Raw genomic sequence first — 22,376 nt, 5'->3', positions numbered from 1 at the left:
TTATTTTATGAATGATTTTAATAGAACAGACATTGATTTTCCTACCCGATCACCCACAGGCAATCGGGGGGAATCCATATTGAAAGATGAAACTTGGCAAATGGAGAATCAGCGGCGCCTTGAGGAAAAAAATGGCCATCGCAAATTAGGGGTGAAAGTTCATGAGCGTGAGCATTATGAGCCCCAACAAGCAGCAGGTTTAGAAGAGGATTTACAAAACGGGATTAAAGAGCATCCTTTTTTGGACAATCCCTATTTTGATGGTATTGCTAATAATGAAAATCCAAACCCTCATCTGAGTACACGTGAGGTATTGACTAAATTCGAAAACGAACGAAGGGAACAGGATTTACAGCATAAATTGAAATTAGGGCTTGTGGCAGCACCAAAATTTAATCCTAATCCCAATCCTTAGGATCGCGCTAAATGACTATTGCTGATGATATAATTAGCTCCCGTATGCCGGATTTTGACCACTATTTGAGTCAAGGCGAATCTTTAGATGACATTGATGAGTACGGTTTCACGCCGCTTATCGAATGCGCGATTACCGGCCAAGTGAATATTGCTCAGCAGTTGCTTATGCGAGGGGTTAACGTCAATAAAGGTGATGTCACAGGGAGGACTCCCCTGCACTGGGCCGCTGATAACAACAACCTTGAGTTAGCCAGATTGCTTTTGCAGCATGGTGCCGATCCTAATGCATATACCAGTTCTGGCCTTTCTGTTTTAGTTTACCCTGTCCTAAGAGGTTATGATAATCTTAAGCATTTGCTTTATCAACATGGGGCAAAACTTGATTTTGCCCTTGATTTTATTAACGCTAAATTGCTAGGCCACCGCTACGAATTAAAGGGGTATGTCGATATCGTTAATGCTCAAAATGAATTTATTGAGCTTGACTACGAAGGCTTTATGCTTGAGTTCACTGTGGCTGTCGTCAAAGATTCCTTGCGGCGTTTTACCAGCAGCTACTCCACACGCCATTTGAGAGAACACTTTCCTTTTATCCATCCAATAATGGATGCTTTTGCTGCTGCAGGGGAATTACTAAAACTGCAACATAATCTCTCTTTGAATCTGGGGGAGACTAACAAACCCGTTCTTGCCCGCATACTGCAACAGTCACCGATGCTTATTCTACCCGCGGCAAGCCGTGGTCACGCGCTTGGTTTTATTCGGTATAACGAGTGGTGGGCTAAGATTGACCGGGGTGAAAATAGCCTTAAGGAAGGTACGGTGAATCTTTATCGTATCACCAATCCCAAAGCCATTGACGTACGCTTTCTACAGGAATTTCTTTACAAAAAACAACCCCGTCGTTATTTCCATCATGGAATCAATCAGAAATTGGGCCTGATCCCTTTTGCTAAAATGCCTATAAGTGCACAGATCACGGGTAATTGCTCATGGGCTAATGTGCAAGCCATTGTACCTGTTGCTTACGTTCTGCAGCAGCTTTCTGAAACCTCAGGCAAGGGATTTGATCCGCATACGGCGATGGCACTTTATGACGATTGGGTCGAATGGGATAAGGATCGTGCTCTGGATGAATGTATTCATCGTTTTTACTTGGCAAACCATATTCGGAAGGCAAGTTTTGCAGCAATGCTTGGAGCAGTGCTTTTTCAAGCCTGTGATTATGACAAAGCACAACATGTGAAGCGTGCTGAGAAAATTTTAACTATTCTTACTTTACCTGATTACTACTATATTCTAAATAGCTATCTCGATGCCTATTGCGTTAAGCGATTAACACGTCGGGGAAATAATTTACTTAAATTGCTCGATGATTGCGGAGTGAATCCCAATATTGGCATCACGCCGATTGCTACTGGTTTAAAAGAGTCAGAATAAAATCTTAAAATGTGATTTCTTTGCAAAGAACAAAAAATTAATAGGGTTATGGATCATTTAGGTAATGATCCATAACCCTATTAATGATCTAAAAGTGAGTTCTAGCAAAATACCAATGGAACTGTCTCATTGGCGTAGTCTTCACGCCCTTTTGGCGTGTACAGGTTTTGGTTTGTTTTAAGTGGGTTTGCAGAATAGAATTTTTGGCCATTGCAAAAAGTTTTCATGTCTTCACGCAGCAATTGTGTGTTCTGAAGCTCGCTTTGTTGAATTTTTTCGATAGCGTTATCTATGATTTTGCTAAGTTCGGGGAAGCTGGCTTTGATTTTTCCAAGCCCATTCAGTAATTGTTGTTCAAAATTACCCGATTTTTGGGGGACTAAATTGCGCTCAAAGATTGCGTGTTCATCAGAGTTATAGGTTTCGGTTTCGATGGTCCCATGAGCAAAACGTTGGACTCGCACTGTTTTTAAGACATTAGCAATTACCCTAAAAAACGCAGCTTGGTTGCTGGAAAAATCCTCATTGCCATGGGTTAAAATAAGGGTTTCTAATTCTTGTTCAAAGGTTTTGGCTGCATTTTCTTTGGCTGTAGTTAATGGTTCTTTAGTCCATTTTTTCTTTAGCGCACTGTTCTTATACCAAATTTGATACCATTGGGTTTGTCGTTGTTTATCAGCATTTAAATAATGAAATCCAGTTTGAAATATCTCAACCACTTCTTTTAATGAAGGCATTTATTACTCCTAAATAAATCACAAATAGATTAATGAAGACGGATACAATCAATTTCAGCTTCATTATAACTTTGAAAAATGGCTTAGAGGAAATTGTGAATCACTCTCTCCAAATTAGAGTGAAAAATGGAGAAAATCAACACTTTCGTATTTTCCATTAATCCGGGTTAAGGTAAATCCTACTATAATGTATATACAGTTTGTGTTACTAATTAGGTGTTTAATGCCTGATTTTCCCTATGAGACTCTGAATACCACTCAACATATTGATAGGACTGAATTCAAGAATAATAATGGAAAGAGTTATGAGTATTACATTACAAATGATGCCCCTTTTGCAATTTTTGAGTATCCCCAGACTGAATGGGCAGATCACACCGAACTTCAATCACCTTGGAAAATTCATTTAAATGTAAGTAAGGAGCAGGTAGCAGAAGCCTGGGACTTAATTCATCCTTTTTTGCTAGAGCAAGAAGTACCGAGTTTCAAAGTGAGCCGGTTAAGTAAGGCAGAGAATGCCGATGTTGCGGATTCAGCCATGGCGGAACGTGTCTCAGAAGGGGCTCAAATTACCATTTATATCCCTAAGGGAAAGGAGTACGAATATAATCAGCTGATTGCTCAGATTGAGCAAAAATTCTTGGAAAAGGGAATTCAACCGGGTCGATTTGCTGACAGTGATAAAAAGGTAGGTGTTTTTACCTCTGTTCGTGGAGCGGGTATTCCTGGGGATGAAATAACCCCCTATGTCGAAGCAACCCAAGCTACAAATTACAACCCCCATCATTTGGATGATCCTTTTGTTATGCAAGAGTCTAAGTTGGTAGCGCAATTTACTCAAGCGTTAGCTGGATATCTTACAGCAGAATACGCCAAGGGAAGAATTAGAACTGCGATCGGAAATAAAGATGCAGGGATGCTTACTCGATTGTTTGATAGGATGGAATTTGATGGAAATGAACTGTTGGCGAACACGAGAGCTGCAGCTGCGGCAGGCAATTTAGAAGGGTATTTAAGTCAATTTGCAAGAGGGTGTGCGCGACAGCTTTTTAATGATGATCTTAGCGATCTTCATCCAACAATCAAGGACGCGATTGGTACAGAAAATTATGACAATCTTATCCAATTATGCGGAACAAAAGAGGAGTTAGTCAAGAAAGTGCTTCAAGCCACGATTGCTTTGCATACCCAAATATTAACTTCGGCTTTTGAAAAAGAACAAGGCATGACAATGGAGGACGTAGATGCTGGTAAACGAATGACTGAAGAACAGAATGAAGCTTTTCGTAAATTAAGTGAACAAATTACGGTGCCCTCAGATAATTTTTTAGCCCGGCTAGATCCACAGGTATTGCTTCAAGAAAAATTTTCCGCCAAATCTACACCAGATTCAAATAATGAGGAAAAAGCGAAGGCGCTGGAAGAAATACAACATTTTCGCGACAAGGTTGTCGAGATTCAAACAAAATTAGATAACTATATTCGCTCGCTTCAAAAATGGGGAGTATTAAAGGATAAATCAGAAAAAAATGTTATGAATGGCGAAAAAATTAGTGAATTACAGAAGGTTAGTGCGGCCTTTGGAAATTTTGCTCAGAAATTGACAGACGATGTCGAAGGGATGGAGCTGAAGTTTGCCCTCCCAGGTACCACCCCAGAAACAATTAATGAGACACTGCAAAATTATAAAGAGAGGTATACACAGCAGATTGCGGGAGTTTGTTCCGGTATCAACATCACAATCTTCAATCCAAGAGAAAGACATTGGCTAGAGGAGTTCATTAATAGAGTTTATCAATCATTAAATTGGGGGGAATATGAATTTCCATGGAATAAAACGGCTAAAACAACAAAAGAGGCGCAAACTAGTCAGGATGTTTTGAAGTCATCCCTGGGTAAGGGTGAAGAGACTAAACCTGAACCAAGCGTTGATGAAACTTCTACTAGAGAGGAAAGTCCAGATGAAGAGCATCCTAATAACCCATCCGTCCCAGGAATGATGTAGATTCAACTATTGCCATTATGCGAATACCCATAAGGATTTCGTTTTTCTCCATTCGCCCTTTTTTCAAAGTGCTGATAATCTTGAACATCGTACCAGTCGCCACCCGAATCCCAGCCATATTGGGTAAAGAGTTTATAAATTAAACTTTCTTTCGTGATTTTTCCTGGGAAGGCCTCATCGCGATTAACAAAAGGCGTTCCGTTTTTGGGCAAAACAAGCGTTCCTTTTACATACGGATTGATTTGGGCGTTGATATCAATAGCGCGGCCATAGCTATGCTGAGAGTAAATGCCTGGTTGGCCAGTTACCTCTCTGCAATTAAATGCGCTGGTATTATTAGCTGTAAGGGCCGTATTGTCATCACCTTTAAAGGCTTCCATAGGCTCCATTTTGGCAATAGGGAATTTATTTAAATAAAGAATCTTAAAAATTTGCACAACCTCTTTTGCCAGGGATTTGTTTACAATTAAAACACCTTGATGGGTTTGATGATCAAACCCCCAATAACTTAAATGAAGGTAGCGTAGATCGTTTATGGGCACGGGACAACCTTTGTGCCAGGTGGATGCTTTCATGAGTTTTTCAAAATGAGGAGGGATAGTAGAGATTGAAAACGTATCCCCTTGGCTAGTTTTTGCTGAAACACTCAGAGAAATGCACAGAAAAATTATCAATAGACTGGATTGCTTTATCATCGGTTTTTATACAATTAGCGAGCTTGCAATATTCCAAATTTCTCCTTATTCAAGGTATTACAGCTCTTTAATTAACGGAGTAGGTTAGGTCGTTACCTTTTGGGTGCAAACGCCCCGACCTACTCGCCTTATCTTAAATTTCAAAGAACCGGGATCTCAAAAAAAGATCGCAATTCTTTTCTAAGTTAATATTACTCTTTATTCACCGACTCTTTTTTTTTACCCGTGTCGGATTTTAAAGGAACTACCCTGCCGCTTGATTGTTGACCAGATGGATTTCTTCGACGTTGAGGGCTATTTGTACGTTGTTGGCCTCCACCGGGGCGTCGGCGTCGACCAGCTTGATTCGATTGCCGTTTCTCCCCGCTGGCGCTTTGGCTGGGCAGTTTATGCGCAGTGACTTGAGTACTTTTTTCTTGTCGGCTCGGTTGTTCTGCAGCGGGTGTTGATTCAGAGGCTCCGCCAAACAAACTGGACCACAACCGCTTGATAAAGCTACTATGTGGGGCTTTGGGTGGTTGTTGTAGAGAAAAACTCTTAACTGCCGGCTCGTCATGTTTAGCTGCTTCTTGATCCGAGCGCACTATCGTTAATTCAGGTTGCTGAATTAGCGTGTAGCTTGGTTTTTTGTTCTTTCCGACATTGTCTTCTTTTAAGCGTACAATGTTGTATTGAGGCGGATGGAGGTAAGGATTCGCAATGACTAATACATTAACACCATGGCGCTTCTCTATATTCAGAATAAAATCCCTTTTTTCATTGATAATGAAAGTCGCTAATTCCACGGGTAACTGTACTTGAACCTCTGCAGTTTTCTCTTTTAAGGCTTCCTCTTCAATGAGACGAGTGATTGCTAAACCTTGAGATTGGACATTTCTTACCGTGCCTCGCCCTTCGCAACGTGGGCAAACTTCTTGTGCATTTTCGCCTAAAGAAAGCCTGAGGCGCTGACGGGACATCTCTAACAAACCAAATCGAGAGATACGGCCTACTTGGATACGCGCTCTGTCTGCTTTAAGTGCCTCTTTCAAGCGATTTTCAACTTCGCGCTGATTTTTGCTGGAGCTCATGTCAATAAAGTCAATCACTACCAAGCCACCCAGATCGCGAAGACGTAACTGGCGGGCAATCTCGTCTGCAGCCTCCAAGTTCGTGTTTAAAGCGGTAGCTTCAATGTCGGCGCCACTGGTTGCTTTGGCTGAGTTGATATCAATTGAAATGAGTGCTTCCGTGCGATCGATAACTAAAGCACCACCTGACGGTAATAACACTTCACGTTGATAAGCGGTCTCTATTTGGCTTTCAATTTGATAGAAATTAAAAAGCGGTATGGTGCTGTTGTAAAGCTTTAAATTCGGTAGAAAATCAGGTTTAACTTGTTCAATGTATTGTTTTGCCTTGACATAGGAAATTTGGTCATCGATGATAATTTCGCCAATGGATTTACGTAAGTTATCCCGAATGGAGCGGATGATCACGTCGCCTTCTTGATGAATAAGACAAGGTGCTAGTTGTGTGTTGTAAGCTTGGCGAATGGCTTGCCACTGATTGCATAACATATCAAGGTCGGCTTGCAATTCGTCTAGGTTTTTCCCAACGCCGGCAGTACGGATAATAAGTCCCATCCCATCAGGCAATTGCAACGCATTTAACGTTTCTTTTAGTTCGTCTCGATCATCGCCTTCAATACGCCGTGAAATCCCTCCTGAATGAGGATTATTCGGCATTAAAACAAGGTAACAGCCTGCTAACGTAATATAAGTAGTTAGTGCTGCCCCTTTATTTCCCCGCTCTTCTTTATCGACTTGGATAAGCAATTCTTGACCTTCACGAATTAAACTCGTGATAGGCAGTTTTTCATCACCGAACTCGTCTGGATGCTTGCTTAAGTACTCCGGCGCAATTTCTTTAAGTGGTAAGAAACCCTGCCGTTTTGCACCGTACTCGACAAAAACAGCGTCTAAGCTGGGTTCTCGGCGTGTGACTAAGGCTTTATAAATATTACCTTTTTTCTTAACTTCGGAAGGACATTCGATGTCCAGATCATAAAGTTCACGATCTTTTACTAGCGCAACCCGTATCTCTTCAGTTTGAGTTGCATTGATTAACATTTTTTCCATTATTTACCCCATAAAAGGGCGCAACACACTTAAGCAAAGATAGTGTAAGGCTATCCATTTCGTGTTTTGAGGTTACGTTTTTGCTTGTGCCAAATTTGGCTTGAGCTGCATTGGAATTTTTCCAAAGAGCCTAATTACTTGAAGCAATAAATCGTATCTTATCTCTAACTATTATTAGGTTATTTGCTAACAATAGTCCCTCATAACAAAAAATATCCACTTTAAGCATCACCCAGGACTCATAAGACAGACCGCACGCATGGTACCGGCAAATATTGCGGCGCATGTTGGGTAATATACATCTGTAGATAACCGATTTCGTGATAAATAGGAGCTGAAGGTTGTTTCATGCATGTGAAAACAACCCTTGCCTAAATCTGCAAAATATTTGGTGACTGATGTAAAGCATGTCTGACATGCGTGGGTATCTGATAAGTTCGTTTTCAATTTGGCTCTAGTACTGGGTTGCTTCCTTATATCATATACTTAAGGGGAAGCGCGTATTTGGTTTGTCCTATACTCTACTAATTATAGCTCTAAATAATTTTTCCAGCCTTTATGCTCGAAAGCCCTTGTTTAAAGCTCGCTTTAGCGAGCAGGGACAAAACCCCAATTAAATTGGCCGAGTTACGTCGACCGATAAACTTTTTATTTATTTATGCGTTATAATCCGGTCGTGCGAATTTTTTCACACGATTTAGAATAGTATCAAAAAAAAACAGCCCCAGCAAATAGGTAATGCACAATGAGCGATGTACGCTACACGGAAATTGGTGTCGAAGATGAAGGACAGCGCCTCGATAATTATTTAATGCGGATTCTAAAAGGAGTGCCTAAAAGCCATATCTATCGCATAATACGCGCCGGTGAGGTTCGCATTAATAAAAAAAGAGCCCAAGCCTCTTCGCGATTAATTCACGGTGATTGCGTACGTATCCCGCCAGTGCGCACAGCACAGGATAAAGAGGTTTTTGTCGGAACAAAATTAGAACAGAGATTGCGTGAAAGCATTATTTTTGAGGACAATAACCTCTTAGTTATTAATAAACCAGCAGGGATTGCCGTTCACGGCGGAAGCGGTTTGAGTTTAGGTGTTATTGAGGCTCTTCGTAAGACTCGAAATGACCTCCCTTACCTTGAGTTAGTCCATCGTTTGGATAAAGAAACTTCAGGGTGCTTGTTGCTTGCAAAAAAGCGCAGTATGTTACGGTCTATCCACGCGCTACTCGAAGCACGTGAGGTGAATAAAACCTATTGGGCATTGCTGTATCAACCTTGGCAGGGCAAGAAAACTGTCGTCGTTGATATGCCCCTTGAGAAGAATAGTTTGAAGTCAGGTGAGCGAATTGTAACAGTAAATAAAGAGGGCAGGGCATCACAGACTGTTTTTAAATTACTTGAGAATTATCAACAAGCTTGTTGGGTTGAAGCTTCACCTAAAACAGGGCGTACTCATCAAATTCGGGTACATAGTGCCTATTTAGGCCATGCGATTGTAGGTGATCAAAAATACAGTAAGGCTGAACCAATTGAAGGTTTAGAATCAAAATCACGACTTTATTTGCATGCTAGGGCAATTCAATTTAACCTGAACGGAAATGACTATTTATTTGAAGCAAACTTAGACGAGCAGTTTGCAAAGACGCTAAAAAGATTGGGTCTTTTGACAAGTGATTTCGCAAAGCAAAAATTAAGCTAAATTGCAGCTGTGAAATCTGTTGTCAACAGGACCCTAAGTGCGAGGAGTTTATTGGCTCATGGGTAAACCATATCGCTTGGTGGTATTTGATTGGGAAGGTACTTTAGGCGACATCCTAGGACAAATATTAAATAGTGTATCAACAGAGGCTAGACGACTACAGTTTGGTGAATTGGATGAGCAGCTAGCTCGTCAATCGGTTGGTTTGGGACTGGTTCTCGCTTTAAAAAGATCCTTTCCCCATTTAAACGAAGAACAACAAGAACAACTTTTACTCGCTGTACATCAGTCTTTAGTCGCTCGGACCACAGAAGTTTATTTGATTCCCGGAGCAAAAGAAATGGCGGAGCGGCTGGATCAGGCTGGTATTCACCTGGGGATTGCTAGCAACAAGGGACAGCAATCTTTACAGCGCGTTTTACATGCTAGCGGACTAGATAAATTATTCAGGGTAACGCGTTCAGCAGGCCAGGCTCCAGCAAAGCCTTGCCCGCAGATGCTGGAAGAGATTATGGATGCTTATGGGGTCGGTCCCCACGAAACGTTAATGATTGGTGATTCTGTTAGCGATATCGAAATGGCGAAAAGCATTGGTGTGGATGCAATTGGGGTCGATTTTTATCATCAACAAGAAGCAGCGCTCCGTGCAGCAGGTGCTTTGGCTGTGTTTGATGATTATCAACAGCTTGCTGAGTATTTGCAATTGAATTGAAAGGGGATTTTTTAGTGAGTAGAGTAACCAGCTTGCCCAATTTATTAACTTTGATGCGGATTGTACTGATACCCATCTTTATTATCGTTTTTTATCTCCCTGTTCCTTGGGCTCATGGTTTAGCTGCAGCTATTTTTGCTTTGGCAAGTTTTACTGACTGGCTGGATGGTTATTTAGCACGAAAGCTTGAGCAAATCTCACCGTTTGGGGCTTTTCTCGATCCCGTTGCGGATAAGTTATTAGTGGCTTGCAGCTTGCTCCTTTTGGTGGGGGAAAAAGACGTGGGGTACATCACTATACCTGCAATCGTGATTGTGGGACGTGAAATTGTCATCTCCGCTTTGCGAGAATGGATGGCAGAGATTGGCAGCCGGGCAAGTGTCACGGTAAGTTATATTGGCAAAATAAAAACGACCTTGCAGATGTCTGCCCTCTTTTTATTGATTGCGTTCACGCCGGCTGAGTCTTGGTGGGGCGTTCTGGGATTTATCATGTTATATGTGGCAGCAATCTTAACTATTTGGTCAATGATTATTTATCTTAGTATTGCCTGGCCACAGTTAATGAAAAAAGGTCATGTAGCCAGTTGACAGCGTTCTAAATTTCGGTAGAATGGCACCCCGTAGAGACGCGGGAATAGCTCAGTTGGTAGAGCACAACCTTGCCAAGGTTGGGGTCGCGAGTTCGAGTCTCGTTTCCCGCTCCAAATTAAAGCGACGACAGTCGCTTTTTTTTTAGTGGCTGACTAAAGTTGGAATTTGCCAGTGGAGCTTTCTAATCCAGGCTTTGCATATTAGATTGCGAATACTGATACGGCATGGGGTAAAATCCGTAGAATTCAATAGCTCGGCTGTGTGGCAGAGTGGTTATGCAGCGGCCTGCAAAGCCGTGTACGCCGGTTCGATTCCGGCCTCAGCCTCCAAGATATGCCCAGGTGGCGAAACAGGTAGACGCAAGGGACTTAAAATCCCTCGGAGCTTAAACCTCCGTGCCGGTTCGACTCCGGCCCTGGGCACCAATTACAGTTTTTGTAATTGTTCGCAAGAGTTCAAATTAGTACTTAATTCCTTGATTAATAACACAATAATAGTGATTTACCCCCCTAAATTTCTTCTCAACTAAACGTAATTTTTCGTATTAATCCGCACACACTTTGGGTAAGATCTTGGGTAAGCATTTGGCTTACTAAGAGGCTCAAGGAGTGCTATTTAGTTGAGGTAGTTGTTTATGTTGACGGACACACAGATAAAATCGTTAAAAGCTGAAAATGGGAAGGCCAAGAGAAAGGCAATTTGTGATGGGTTAGTTATTGAGGCAAGACCTAGCGGTAAAAAAGTTTTTATATTTCGGTTTCAATGGGATAAAAAACCACAAACAATTACGATTGGCGAATATCCGATTGTAAAACTTGGGGAGGCTCGAGCTATTGCCGCAGATTACCGAGAGTTAGTTAAAAAGGAAATCGACCCGAGACAAAAGAATGATGACTCTGGAAAAACGTTAAGCACTTTTCAAATTATTGCTGACCAGTGGTTTCAAAAAAATAAAGGGATGTGGAAAGAGGTAGCACGTAATCGCCATAGCAAAAGCCTTACCCGAGACATTTATCCTTTAATTGGTAATAAAGCAATTGATGAGATTACCAAGGTGGACATATTAAATGTAATACAACCCCATGAAGAGCAAGGACATCATGATGTTGCTCATCGTATTTTTGCAAGGCTTAAAGCAATCTTTGAATTTGCAGTAGGTGCTTCTTTCACTGAAAATTACCCATTCATTGGACTACACAAAGCATTAATGCCCAAACCTAAGATTATTAATCAGCCGGCAATTAATGCTTCTGATGCTCATGAACTATTGCATCGTATTCGTGAGAGTACAGCAACCAAAATCAATAAACTTTATATAGAAATACTCGCTCATGTTTTTACCAGGCCTAAAGAATTGCGACTAGCCCAATGGAGTGAGTTTGATTTGTGTTCTGGAGAATGGAATATACCTCAGGAGCGCATGAAAATGGGTTTACCTCACTGGGTGCCGTTATCTTCACAGGTACTAAAGCTATTAAAAGAACTTCGATTATTGACGGGATTTACTCCATATTTGTTTAACTCGCCAACCTCAAAAGCTCATCAGCCTATCAGTGAAACAAGCTCGCGCAAGTTATTGCATCTTTTAGGATATAAAAATCGTCATACTTTGCATGGTTTTCGTTCTTTGGCTTCTAGTGTTTTGCATGAGCAAGGTCATTTCAGGAGTGATGCTATAGAGGCTCAGCTTGCACACAAGGTGCAAGGAGTTAGGGGAGTGTATTTAAGAGCAGACTTTAAACAGGAGCGTAGGCAGTTAGTGGAATGGTATAGCAATTGGTTATCTCAAGGTGCAAGTGATCGAACCTACTCTATGGAGAATAATAATGGATAACAAGTGGGTAGATGCTTCTCTCATATCAGAGGCGCTTATATTTAGAGAGAAAATGGAGAAAGATACTTATCTCAATTATAATGTACCCGTAACTCCTGCTCATCTTGAGGAGCAATTATTTATCAAAGTCTCCTTAAACCAAATATCAGAATACAAAGTAACATCAGAGCACCTGCTGCATATTATAGGCTCATGGCATCTTCATCAATATTTAATAACAATTTCAGAAAAAACGGATTTATCAAAATTGAAGCAAAAAATTAATGAGGCTATAAAACATATGAATAAAGCTATTAAGCTTATGGACGAGACTCATCAACAGGTTATTGATAACGAGCTCGTGATGTTTTCATACCTGGGCGTTAATTATTCTTCTCTTCATTTTACATGGAATTTTGATCAATTGAACCAATTGGTAAATAACTTTAATCGAAAACAAGGTAGCCCATTTAATAAGGAAAGGATTATTAAGCATGCTTATTTTGAATTAATTTTTATTGCTGAAGCTTTAGGCATTACACCCCCTACACAAAATTACGAAAGTAGCCAATTTAAAACCTATTTGAAAATATTTTTAGACTCCCTAGATATCCAAGAGAAAACACTTGAGTACTATTATCAACAATATGCCAAGGCAAAAAATAATGATTTAGTGGCGCTATACAAGATTGAAGCTCTCATTGAGTTGGCTATGGAGTTTCATGATAATGTATCCAAGTGGAAAAATTTATTACCTATCTACCGAGAACAAATTGCACCTTTATTACTGTCAAAATAATTAGATGCCCTACGATACACTGGTGTTTTTTTTCATTGTAATGTAGGGACGTGTTGTAACCCCTTTAACTCTTCATAATGGTTTCATCGAATTCTTAAAAAGTAATTCGAATACGCTTTAATTACTTATGGAGAGAACATGAAATTAAAACCAGAAAACCCTCTATTGGCATACCCCAAGCACGCAAAAGAAATATTGGGTGTAGGCACAACAAAGTTTTATGAACTTAACAACCTCCCAAATTTTCCAAAACCTAGATTTCCACTTGGTAGTAAGCGCCCTATGTATGTTCGAAAAGAACTTGAAGATTGGGTAAATAACCTACCAACAACAGTCGATGAATTGTTATGAGGGGCCTGTTATGCAACATGAAAAGAGTAATTGGCTTGCTTTCAATCTATTTCAACTAAAGATAATTGAAGTTAAAAAGTGTTGTGGGGTAGAGCAGGAATGTATCCAAGGCCAATTAGATGAAGCCTGCTCTCAGACAAAAATGCAAGAAAAAGCATTATATTGGAGTAACTAGAAATGGATTTTAATCAAATTATTCCAGAATTCCAAGCGGAGTTATTAGCCAATGGAATTACGCCCCCAAATGAAATAATTGCCGATGGGAAATTGCATCGTTTTCATATTGAAGGAGATAAATCTGGCTCTAAAAATGGATGGTATGTATTACATCTTGGTGGTGTACCATGCGGAATATACGGCAGTTGGAAAAAAGGAGGTTATTTAAAATGGAGTTATAAAAAGCAAGGCTATATGGGTGCGTCAGAACGTAAACAACAAGTGGAGCGTATCAAATCAAGTTGTAAGATGCGTCAGAAAATGCAGGTCAAGGAACAACTTCAGGCCGCTTTGCATGCTGAACATTTGTGGATAGGCTATTCCAAGGCAGATCTCAATCATCCCTATCTCTTAAAAAAACGCATATTACCATTTTATGCCCGTCAATATGGTAAAGAAATTGTTTTACCTGTAATCGATTTTGACAGGAAAATATGGAGTTTGCAGTATATCAATGAACACGGCGCAAAGCGGTTTTTATCAAATGGAGCAATAAAAGAACATTTCATACCTGTCCGGTATTATCCAGCTTATGATAAAAAAATATTAATTTGTGAAGGATTCGCTACTGGTGCAACACTCGCTGAGAAAAACCCAACCTATTGTGTGATTGCTGCTTGCAACGCAGGAAATTTAAAAGCGGTGGCCACAACGATTCGTTATTGCTTACCCAACGTAGAGTTGATTATCTGTGCGGATGATGATCGTTTAACTCCGAACAATCCTGGTTTAACTAAAGGGCGTGATGCAGCGATTGCCTCAGGAGCGTTACTGAGTAAACCAATATGGCCTCAGGGAGTACCAACGTCCTTAAAAGATTTTAATGATTTAAGTTGTTGGCTTGCAGCTCATCATGGGGGTGTAGCATGTTTGAGTTAGATAGAAAAATCTCTGAGGGAACCGAGGGAATAGCCAACGATACTGCGCATTTCAACGGTTCCCTTGAGGAAATAATTCAGGGAACAGAAGGAACCTTATCCACAGAGGATTTACAAGATCCTTCTAGTTTTAAATTAGAGGCAATTTCACCTCATCATGTTCCACCTGAAATATCTGCTGAACCAGAAATCAAACGACCTGGTTTTATGGTATATGACGATTGGTTTTTAATCGAAGGTCATCAAAAACAACCAGGTTTATATTGGCATGGTTTTACAGGTGGGCAAGAACCTAAGCCTATCGATATCTGGGTGTGCTCACCCATCCATTCAGATGCAATTTCTGCTGATGAGCTTAACGAATCGTTTGGTCTGTTGTTACGTTTTATTCAGCCATTTGGTACATGGCGCGAGTGGGCAATGCCCATGCATCTTTTAAGAGGTAATGGCGATGAAATGCGTGGTGAACTCTTAAACTTGGGCGTCAAAATAAATCTCGATGCAAAAAAATATTTAAATAATTGGTTAATGCAACAAAATCCTCAATGCCGCATAACAGCTGCTTCAAGTACGGGATGGCATAGTGATGGGCAATCTTTTGTAATGCCGAATAAAACTATTGGGGGTGCTAATGTGCGTTTTCAATCAGAATATGCCGCACACAATGATTTCATTCAAAAAGGTGATCTCCGAAGCTGGCGTGAACAAGTTGCTCTTCGTTGTAGTGGAAATCCAATTTTGCTGCTGTCCGTCTCAGCTGCATTTGCAGCCCCACTTTTATTGAAAGCAAAACAACAAACTGCGGGGGGTGGCGGTATTCATTTAATCGGCAAATCAAGTCATGGAAAGACAACCGCATTGCAAGTCGCTGCAAGCGTATGGGGTGGCCCCAATTATGTCCGTACCTGGCGTGCCACTGCGAATGGGTTGGAAGCTACAGCAGCTGCACTAAATGATAGCTTACTGGTCTTAGATGAAATCAGCGAATGTGATCCTCGTGAGATTGGTGCCATCATCTACGCGTTAGCAAATGGGCAAGGGAAGCAACGGGCTAAGCGTAATGGTGGAGCGCGTGATTCTTTTAGGTGGCGCACAATAATTTTATCGAGTGGAGAACGGACATTATCTGCGCATATGCAAGAGGTTGGGCAGAAAATTAAAGCAGGACAAGAAGTCAGGCTACTTAATATTCCAGCAACTGATCGTACGTATGGCGTCTTTGATAATCTGCATGGATTAAGTGATGGCCGAGCCTTTGCTGACTCTATGAAACAAGCCACAAGCTTGTTTTATGGATCAAGTGGTCCTGCATTTATTGAAAATCTCTTGAAGGATAAAGATTCTTTTCCTGAAATATATGCTGAGTTTTGTGATTTATTTCCCACTTCAGACGGTGTGGAAAGTCGAGCGGCAGGATTATTTGCTCTTATTGCTTTGGCTGGTGAGAAAGCCACTGAATATGGCTTGACTGGATGGCAGGAAGGAGAAGCTTTAAATGCAATCCTTGAGTTATTTAATTCATGGCGTAATTTTAGAGGCCAAGGCCAAACAGAAACACGTCAAATTCTTCAGGGCATACGTCATTTTATTGATAGGCATGGAGACAGTCGATTTTCTGGGCTTGAGCAAGCAAGGGCTACTTATCAAGGAGATAACATTGATCAACGACCTGTCGTCAGAGATCGTGCTGGTTATTGGAAAGATACACAACAAGGTCGTTTTACTTATTTAATTCATCAGCACTCCAAGAAGCGGCCACGGGATTTGATTTGAATTGCATATTACGGGCGTTGAATGAATCTAAGTGGATTGTAGATAAAGATCCAGGGAGAAATTCCAAAAAAGTTAAACTGGATAAGCAGTCTCTTTCTTTGTATTGGATTTTACCAATTGATGAGGCTTAAGAAATGGGTGTGCGTGATCTAGTTGCTCGTATGAAATTGGCGGGTTCCCTGGTTCCAGCTAGTGTATTTGATGAGGGAACCTTGGAAATCCAGGAGAGGCAAGGCGATTCCCCCGGTTCCCTTAATTTCTCTGAAAAAGTTGAATATAAAGAATTCACCTACAATTGCAAAGGTAATCAGGCGGGAGGTGATATTTTTAGTAATTATTTAAAATATGCAGAATTAGCAGGGCTGGAATTCTTATACGAAGATGTACAGTTTCTGCAGTCTAAGCTCCGGGAGATCTTGAATCAATATACCAAATGCTGGCTTGATGCTATGAGCCATGAAGAGAAAAGCTTTAGAAAGCAAAACAAAGGTAGATTTGCGGCCAATACATTTATTAGGGAGATTATGGAAGATGACGATTAAATCACTAAATGAAGAAAGGTCTAGGCAAGAGAAAATTAATAGATCCAAAAACAATACAAATAGTTTGTCTAGTGCAGCAATGGCAATCAATAAGCTACATGACCATGGTCGTTTACTTGATGTTCCAACGCTCATGGATGAACTAACTAAGAGTTCTGAGCGCGTGATTGATGGCGATATAACTGAAATAGAACAAATATTGATGACGCAAGCAAAAATGCTTGATTATATTTTCTATGATTCTCTCAATCACTTAGCCGATCTTAATATGGTAAATCAGGTTGAGGCAATCTCAAACATTGCTTTTAGAGCACAATCACAGTGCCGAAAAACATTATCTACCTTGGCTGAGTTGAAACACCCACGCCGAGTAATGTTTGTTAAGCAGCAGAATAATGCGGTTAATCAACAAATTAATAACCAGGAAGCCTCAGGCTCCATTGAATTTGAAAACTCAAAAAAAATTGCAAACAAAGTGGTAAGGGAGAAACATCTTGAGAAAATGGACACAGGAAGAACGCTTGATACAGTCTCAATTAACCAAAAAACAGAAGCCGTGGAAATATTCAACCGGTCCTAAAACTTCTGAAGGTAAAGAGAGGGTTAGTAGAAATGCCTATAAGCACGGAGGTAGATGCGCTGACGTGAGAAAATTATCCCAAAAAATTACGGAATTTAAGAAGCAACTCACTCAATTAGTTTGCTTTATTAGGAAATAATTGAGCCATTCATGGGAAAGTCGTGTCTTCTTATTTGATTTCCGCACGTAAAATGTTGATTGAGGGGAACAGCTGCCCAACCTCCACATCTAGCGCAACTGCTATACGAATTATGTTTAATGCTGCGAGGTTACGTTCACCTCTCTCAATCCCACCAACATAGGTTCGATCTAAACCAATTTCATCAGCAAATGCTTCCTGAGAGAGGTTTTTTAACTTACGAAGCTCTCGGATATTATTACCTAATTTAATTAATGCTGGATGTTTTTTGCGCATTCACATAGAATATGCGCCTGAAGACTATATAACCACGGACTATGAGTATCAATTAAAGGGATGTGCATTGAATTTATAAGAGGCAAGTTTATGAAAACATATTTAATATTACTGTTCGCCAGCTTTTTTTCGGCTGCATTATTTGCTAATAATGCTAAAACAATATTCGGTATAGAGTATCCTACATTTCAGATGTTTATTAATGATAAAGAAAACTCTAGATTTAAAGCAGAATGCACAGAAATTAGAAATAACACTGGTGATATAGAGTGTACATTTCATCAGGTATCAATAATGCATAATGATGCTGAAAAAGAAAGGGAGAAAATTGCGCTATTCAACAGCCAGAGTGAACAAGAATTACAATCAGAAATAAGCTCTATGAAACAATGGTGCAAAGATATGAACAATGGCTCAAAGGCGGATACCGAAGAAAAGCAAAGGCTCATAAAAAGTTTTAAAAAATTTTGTGATAATCCATCTAAAGAAGGAATGGCTTCACTTTTAAAAGAGAGCCTTCAGGAAACAGAACAAACTTGCAAGATTTATGATAAAACCTGGTCTGAAAAATTTAAATTCAATGCGGTAACAAATCAATGGATATCGCAACTAGGACCTACCGGAGATTGTGGATTTATTGATATTTCCCATTTAGAAAAAGATCCTAGAAAAGGTTTTAATGCATTTTCATGGAACTATGTATCAAAACGAATAATAACAAATAAAAATGGAAATATTTTAACAGCTAAATGTTCTCAACTGATTGATGATGAAAAGGATTTTGTGAGCTATGGGGTCGGAAGCCTTAAGTATGAAACTAATAGGTTAATGAACTGTAAGTATATAAATTTATCAGAATTTATTTAGCAGGCCATTATAATTCACCATTAGCTGGAATTCGCTTCTTTAGTTCTATATGAACTTGTTGCCCGAGGGCCGCAGCAATATTAACTAATGAGTCAAGAGAAAAGCGAGACATTCGGCCACGTAGTAAATTATTTATTCGAGGTTGAGTAACGGCACAACGAGATGCGGCTTCAGATTGAGTCCATCCTTTGGATTGAATAATTTTTACTATTTTACTCATTAACTGGCATTTAACCTGCATATTAGCTGCTTCACCTGGGGTGTCTGCAATTGCAGCCCAGGCGCTTGTGTAGGGTTCACTGATGTTCATTATAAACCTCTCATTAGTTTGGTAATATGTGCTGTGACTATATTTATTATATTTGTTCTGATATAAACAGCAAATAGGAACTACCTATCGATTCGTATCTTTCCGTAATCATCCAAATCAATTGCAAAAAATGTTAAAATAAACGATAATGTAATTAAGAAAACCCACCAAGGCTATGTTCAATGAGCATCCTCAAACCGGTGGGTTACTTTTTTATAAGCTGGAAAAATGAAGTTTAACAAGCCTTTCCTCTCTATAGAGCAGCAAGTCAAATTATTATCTCAGCGTGGCTTGATTGTAGAGCATGATACTGCACATTACCTGAAACACCTTAATTATTATCGTTTGTCAGGCTATTGGATTCCGTTTCAACACGATAATAAAACTCATCATTTTAAACCAAATGTCAGATTTTCAGATGTTTTGAATTTATATCTTTTTGACCGAGAGCTTAGGCTGTTGCTTTTAGATGCTATAGAACGGATCGAAATCTCCATAAGAACACAGTGGGCTTATTTCTTTGCTGAGGTTGGTGGTGCTCATGCTCACTTGGTGGAAGGTTTAAATAAAAATGTTCAATGGCACAGCCAAAATATTGTTCAATTACAAAAAGAAGTAGCTCGAAGTGATGAGCTATTTATAAAACATTACCAAAATACTTATACTTCTCCCGATGCACCACCTATATGGGCGGCTTGTGAAGTCATGTCATTCGGCCTTTTATCAAAGTGGTTAAAATCCATGAATGCAAGTGAGCCTTGTAATAGAATAGCAAGATGCTATCAGTTAGATTATTCCGTTCTCGTCAGTTTTGTTGAATATTTAGCCTACCTACGCAACCTATGTGCCCATCATAGCAGGGTTTGGAATAGAGGAATGACGAAGACGATGAAAGTTCCACGCTCTAAGCCATCCGATTTAATAAATAACTTTCATAATGACCCCTTAGCTTCGAGAAGGCTTTACAATCCTTTGGTTATGATTATTCATTTATTAAAAATCATTTGTCCTGGAAATCATTTTAGAAATCGACTTATTGCCTTAATTAAAGAGCACGAGATTATAGTAAGTGCCATGGGTTTTCCTGAAAATTGGTCTAATCGCTCCATATGGATAGAAGACTAACGCGTTGGCGAAGAGGGGATATTCCCTTAAATATTATTTATTGGTTCGCATCTTTTCGCAACTATTCAAATCGGTTATCATGTTCTAGTTGGGTAAGAATTTGGGTAAGATTCGAGTCCCTATTATGTATCTTATTAAAAATCAATAGGTTATATTTAAGTTTGATTCCGGCCCTGGGCACCATACTTTAAACCAGTAATGACTCAGGCAACCCACGTTAATGTTTACCTGAACAGTCGGATTTGAGTGAAGGTTGCGCAAAAGATTTGAAAAATGCCTAGTATAACGAGGTGAGCATTTTTTTAATGCCTTTAGCAAGCACCAAATGTGACAATTCCTTGGTAGATACTGAGCGCTTATTAGACACTCATCGAGAAATGCAGTACATCATCATCGGTAATTTCGGTAATCATTCCCTAGCAGTGATGCAGGCCTTAATTGAAAGGGGCAAGACAGGTATTCATTTTGTTTACGTGAATACAGGCTGGGCTGCATCTTCTTGGGCTGAAAGAGTATCTGCTTGTTCTGATTACGCAAAAAGCCAAGGAGTTGAGGTACACCCATTAAACGCCCAAGCCACTTTTTTACAAATGGTTATGGATCGTAAACAATTTCCTAGCCCTAAATTCCAATGGTGCGCTAGTTTCCTTAAAGGCCTAGCCTTGCTTGACTTTTTAGATGAGTTTGATCCGGCTTGCGAAGCCATTGTTGTATCCGGCAAGCGTCAATGTGATTCAAGACGATATGCTAATTTGCAAGAATTTGAACAAGAAGATGATTTGTACCAAGGAAGAACGGTATGGTATCCTCTTTGGCAAACAACTAATCATGAATTCACTGAATTAATTCAAAGAACAGGGTTTACTCTTCTACCTCATCAGAGTCTGGAATGTAATCCCTGTATCCATGTGAAAGAGAACGAGCTTTCTTCCCTTGATCCGTCTTCTATAGAGCGGTTAGAAGCGCTTGAACAGGCGGTTGGTGAAACTATGTATTCTTTTCCTATTCGAAGTTTATGTAAGTCTGAAAGTCCTTCACCCCCCCCTGGTAGCCTCAACTTACAGCAATTTGACTTGGGTTGTGGGTCTCCGTGGGGATGCGGAGAGTAAGTACTATAAGTTAAGGGCTAAAGCGCCTATAATCGAATTACCTTCGCTTAATCAAGGGTGTGCTGAAATAGGGCTCAATAAAATCTATTTGGGCGGTAAAAAGATAGAGCTCGAGTAAATTGCACGATCTTTATTAGCAGCATCCTCTTTAATTTTTTCTGCTGCTTTAAAAAATCCAACAAGTTTAGAATCATGCCAAACATCCTTTTTGATGAGTCTGGAAAAAAGTCCGTTTGAAATTGCATCTAGAGTTTCTTCGATTGCTTTTAGAGATCTTTGTAAATACGAACATGGCTTTTTCCCTTGATTTAGCTTTGATTTCTCCCGGTAAAAATCAATTAATCGCTCAGCATTGGTTTTTTGTGCATTGTTCAAACCTGCCATCATCTTTTCAATACATAGCACAGCTGCTTTACTAGCTGGATCGTAAGATGCTTCTTCTAAATGCAATAATACTTTTTCGCAGACTTTTAATAAGGAATATACCGTCCATGAATCATTGGCCGTTCTTAATTCTCTCTTATTTACCCATCTCTTTTTAGGATCATTATAATCCAAGATATTAGAAACATCTTTGGAACTTAAATTCCATTGTTTATCTAAAATCAATTTCCATTCTTTATCCCTTTGCAGGGTTCTTGCTTCTGGTTTTAATACCTGCACATTAACTAAATCATAATATTGATTATGATTAATTTCATTCAGTCTTGAAAAAGCCCTAAGCAATAAAAAAGCCTCTTTAAACTTAGGGTTATTAGATTTTCCAGAAGTAATCAAATGATTTAGAATTACTGCTAGTTGATTGCCCAAATTATTTTTATTTTTGAAAAAGGGCCAGCTTTTCTGAATTAAAAGATTAAAAGCGTCATCCACTGCTTCCACATTGACATTTAACTTTATGTAGCACATTTTTGCCTTGTCTAAAATTAAATTCAGTTGCTTTGCATGAATTTGCCCTTTTTCAATCTTGGAAATAATTTCTGTAATTTCGTTGAATAAATTGCCTAGTTCTTCATTTTCTTTAGTTAAGTGATTTGTAAAATTATCTTTGGTCATTTCTGCACCTTAAATATTCAAAATGGTTAAATTTAAAGTTAACAGAAGACCCTTACGCTAAGCTTAAGCGGGTATGAAATGTGTTGTTTCCGCTAAGAACAAATTTAAGTGCATCCCTAATAAT

Annotated in this window: 23 protein-coding genes and 3 tRNA genes; 20 read left to right on the top strand and 6 right to left on the bottom strand. The window is 39.6% G+C overall.

Going from position 1 to position 22,376, the window contains the following annotated elements:
- The first annotated feature begins 7 nt into the window (after nt 1-7).
- Both LMI_RS12150 and ankH read left to right on the top strand, forming a co-directional pair.
- Nucleotides 8-415, top strand: coding sequence for a hypothetical protein (locus tag LMI_RS12150; protein WP_052679566.1), 408 nt, complete (start codon nt 8-10; stop codon nt 413-415).
- A gap of 11 nt (nt 416-426) precedes the next feature.
- The gene (gene ankH, locus LMI_RS12145) at nt 427-1,857 is read left to right on the top strand and encodes a Dot/Icm T4SS effector AnkH/LegA3 (RefSeq protein ID WP_045100037.1); all 1,431 of its coding nucleotides are present in this window, start codon (nt 427-429) and stop codon (nt 1,855-1,857) included.
- A 101-nt stretch (nt 1,858-1,958) separates the two neighbouring features.
- On the opposite strand, the gene LMI_RS12140 is transcribed toward ankH, so the two are convergent.
- Nucleotides 1,959-2,594, bottom strand: a complete 636-nt coding sequence (locus LMI_RS12140; RefSeq protein WP_045100036.1) for a hypothetical protein — start codon at nt 2,592-2,594, stop codon at nt 1,959-1,961.
- A gap of 223 nt (nt 2,595-2,817) precedes the next feature.
- Between LMI_RS12140 and LMI_RS12135 the strand changes: the two genes are divergently transcribed.
- Nucleotides 2,818-4,599, top strand: coding sequence for a hypothetical protein (locus tag LMI_RS12135; RefSeq protein ID WP_045100035.1), 1,782 nt, complete (start codon nt 2,818-2,820; stop codon nt 4,597-4,599).
- Between the two features lie 2 nt (nt 4,600-4,601).
- Here LMI_RS12135 and LMI_RS12130 read toward each other — a convergent pair whose 3' ends face one another.
- Together LMI_RS12130 and LMI_RS12125 are read right to left on the bottom strand one after the other, a co-directional pair.
- A complete protein-coding gene (locus tag LMI_RS12130) occupies nt 4,602-5,174 on the bottom strand; it encodes a M15 family metallopeptidase (RefSeq protein ID WP_161939849.1) in 573 nt (190 codons plus the stop codon).
- 311 nt (nt 5,175-5,485) lie between these two features.
- On the bottom strand, nt 5,486-7,414 hold the full coding sequence (locus tag LMI_RS12125; protein WP_052679565.1) for an Rne/Rng family ribonuclease: 1,929 nt from the start codon (nt 7,412-7,414) through the stop codon (nt 5,486-5,488).
- Nucleotides 7,415-8,159: 745 nt separating this feature from the next.
- Here LMI_RS12125 and LMI_RS12120 point away from each other — a divergent pair.
- The 14 genes from LMI_RS12120 (at nt 8,160) to LMI_RS12060 (ending at nt 17,370) form a co-directional block, all read left to right on the top strand.
- Nucleotides 8,160-9,113, top strand: coding sequence for an RluA family pseudouridine synthase (locus LMI_RS12120; protein WP_045100033.1), 954 nt, complete (start codon nt 8,160-8,162; stop codon nt 9,111-9,113).
- A gap of 58 nt (nt 9,114-9,171) precedes the next feature.
- Complete coding sequence (locus LMI_RS12115) at nt 9,172-9,825, top strand: HAD family hydrolase (RefSeq protein WP_045100032.1); 654 nt, start codon at nt 9,172-9,174, stop codon at nt 9,823-9,825.
- A 14-nt stretch (nt 9,826-9,839) separates the two neighbouring features.
- Nucleotides 9,840-10,415, top strand: a complete 576-nt coding sequence (pgsA, locus tag LMI_RS12110; RefSeq protein ID WP_045100031.1) for a CDP-diacylglycerol--glycerol-3-phosphate 3-phosphatidyltransferase — start codon at nt 9,840-9,842, stop codon at nt 10,413-10,415.
- Between the two features lie 40 nt (nt 10,416-10,455).
- Nucleotides 10,456-10,531, top strand: a tRNA-Gly gene (locus tag LMI_RS12105).
- Between the two features lie 142 nt (nt 10,532-10,673).
- Nucleotides 10,674-10,747 (top strand) — tRNA-Cys (locus tag LMI_RS12100).
- A 6-nt stretch (nt 10,748-10,753) separates the two neighbouring features.
- Nucleotides 10,754-10,843, top strand: a tRNA-Leu gene (locus LMI_RS12095).
- Nucleotides 10,844-11,052: 209 nt separating this feature from the next.
- Entirely contained in the window at nt 11,053-12,252 is a 1,200-nt protein-coding gene (locus LMI_RS12090; RefSeq protein WP_045100030.1) for a tyrosine-type recombinase/integrase, read from the top strand.
- Complete coding sequence (locus LMI_RS12085) at nt 12,245-13,030, top strand: hypothetical protein (protein WP_045100029.1); 786 nt, start codon at nt 12,245-12,247, stop codon at nt 13,028-13,030. Before LMI_RS12090 ends, LMI_RS12085 begins: the two co-directional genes overlap by 8 nt.
- Before the next feature lie 138 nt (nt 13,031-13,168).
- A complete protein-coding gene (locus LMI_RS12080; protein WP_045100028.1) occupies nt 13,169-13,381 on the top strand; it encodes a helix-turn-helix transcriptional regulator in 213 nt (70 codons plus the stop codon).
- 10 nt (nt 13,382-13,391) lie between these two features.
- Nucleotides 13,392-13,556, top strand: coding sequence for a hypothetical protein (locus LMI_RS15360; RefSeq protein ID WP_153280306.1), 165 nt, complete (start codon nt 13,392-13,394; stop codon nt 13,554-13,556).
- 2 nt (nt 13,557-13,558) lie between these two features.
- Nucleotides 13,559-14,476, top strand: a complete 918-nt coding sequence (locus LMI_RS12075) for a toprim domain-containing protein (RefSeq protein ID WP_045100027.1) — start codon at nt 13,559-13,561, stop codon at nt 14,474-14,476.
- Nucleotides 14,464-16,248 carry a DUF927 domain-containing protein gene (locus LMI_RS12070; protein WP_052679564.1) on the top strand — a complete coding sequence of 595 codons (1,785 nt, stop codon included), beginning with the start codon at nt 14,464-14,466 and terminating at the stop codon, nt 16,246-16,248. Before LMI_RS12075 ends, LMI_RS12070 begins: the two co-directional genes overlap by 13 nt.
- A 134-nt stretch (nt 16,249-16,382) precedes the next feature.
- Nucleotides 16,383-16,790 carry a hypothetical protein gene (locus LMI_RS12065; RefSeq protein ID WP_045100026.1) on the top strand — a complete coding sequence of 136 codons (408 nt, stop codon included), beginning with the start codon at nt 16,383-16,385 and terminating at the stop codon, nt 16,788-16,790.
- Nucleotides 16,780-17,370: a hypothetical protein gene (locus tag LMI_RS12060; protein WP_045100025.1), complete on the top strand. Its 591-nt coding sequence runs from the start codon at nt 16,780-16,782 to the stop codon at nt 17,368-17,370. The genes LMI_RS12065 and LMI_RS12060 overlap by 11 nt, the downstream gene beginning before the upstream one ends.
- A gap of 169 nt (nt 17,371-17,539) precedes the next feature.
- On the opposite strand, the gene LMI_RS12055 is transcribed toward LMI_RS12060, so the two are convergent.
- Complete coding sequence (locus tag LMI_RS12055; RefSeq protein ID WP_045100024.1) at nt 17,540-17,785, bottom strand: helix-turn-helix domain-containing protein; 246 nt, start codon at nt 17,783-17,785, stop codon at nt 17,540-17,542.
- 90 nt (nt 17,786-17,875) lie between these two features.
- Here LMI_RS12055 and LMI_RS12050 point away from each other — a divergent pair, with 90 nt between their 5' ends.
- On the top strand, nt 17,876-18,652 hold the full coding sequence (locus LMI_RS12050; RefSeq protein ID WP_045100023.1) for a hypothetical protein: 777 nt from the start codon (nt 17,876-17,878) through the stop codon (nt 18,650-18,652).
- Between the two features lie 7 nt (nt 18,653-18,659).
- Here the strand turns inward: LMI_RS12050 and LMI_RS12045 are convergent, their stop codons facing one another.
- Nucleotides 18,660-18,962 (bottom strand): helix-turn-helix domain-containing protein, encoded by a 303-nt coding sequence (locus LMI_RS12045; protein WP_045100022.1) that lies wholly within the window; start codon nt 18,960-18,962, stop codon nt 18,660-18,662.
- Between the two features lie 228 nt (nt 18,963-19,190).
- Here LMI_RS12045 and LMI_RS12040 point away from each other — a divergent pair, with 228 nt between their 5' ends.
- Both LMI_RS12040 and LMI_RS12035 read left to right on the top strand, forming a co-directional pair.
- Nucleotides 19,191-20,087 (top strand): Abi family protein, encoded by an 897-nt coding sequence (locus tag LMI_RS12040; RefSeq protein WP_045100021.1) that lies wholly within the window; start codon nt 19,191-19,193, stop codon nt 20,085-20,087.
- Nucleotides 20,088-20,377: 290 nt separating this feature from the next.
- Nucleotides 20,378-21,196 carry a phosphoadenosine phosphosulfate reductase domain-containing protein gene (locus LMI_RS12035; protein ID WP_144405781.1) on the top strand — a complete coding sequence of 273 codons (819 nt, stop codon included), beginning with the start codon at nt 20,378-20,380 and terminating at the stop codon, nt 21,194-21,196.
- Nucleotides 21,197-21,280: 84 nt separating this feature from the next.
- Here the strand turns inward: LMI_RS12035 and LMI_RS12030 are convergent, their stop codons facing one another.
- Nucleotides 21,281-22,252 (bottom strand): hypothetical protein, encoded by a 972-nt coding sequence (locus LMI_RS12030; protein WP_045100019.1) that lies wholly within the window; start codon nt 22,250-22,252, stop codon nt 21,281-21,283.
- Nucleotides 22,253-22,376 lie beyond the last annotated feature (124 nt).

The organism is Legionella micdadei (assembly GCF_000953635.1).
GTDB classification, from domain to species: domain Bacteria; phylum Pseudomonadota; class Gammaproteobacteria; order Legionellales; family Legionellaceae; genus Tatlockia; species Tatlockia micdadei.
The sequence above is the reverse complement of the archived record's forward strand: the minus strand, read 5'-3'. Positions and strand labels throughout refer to the sequence as shown.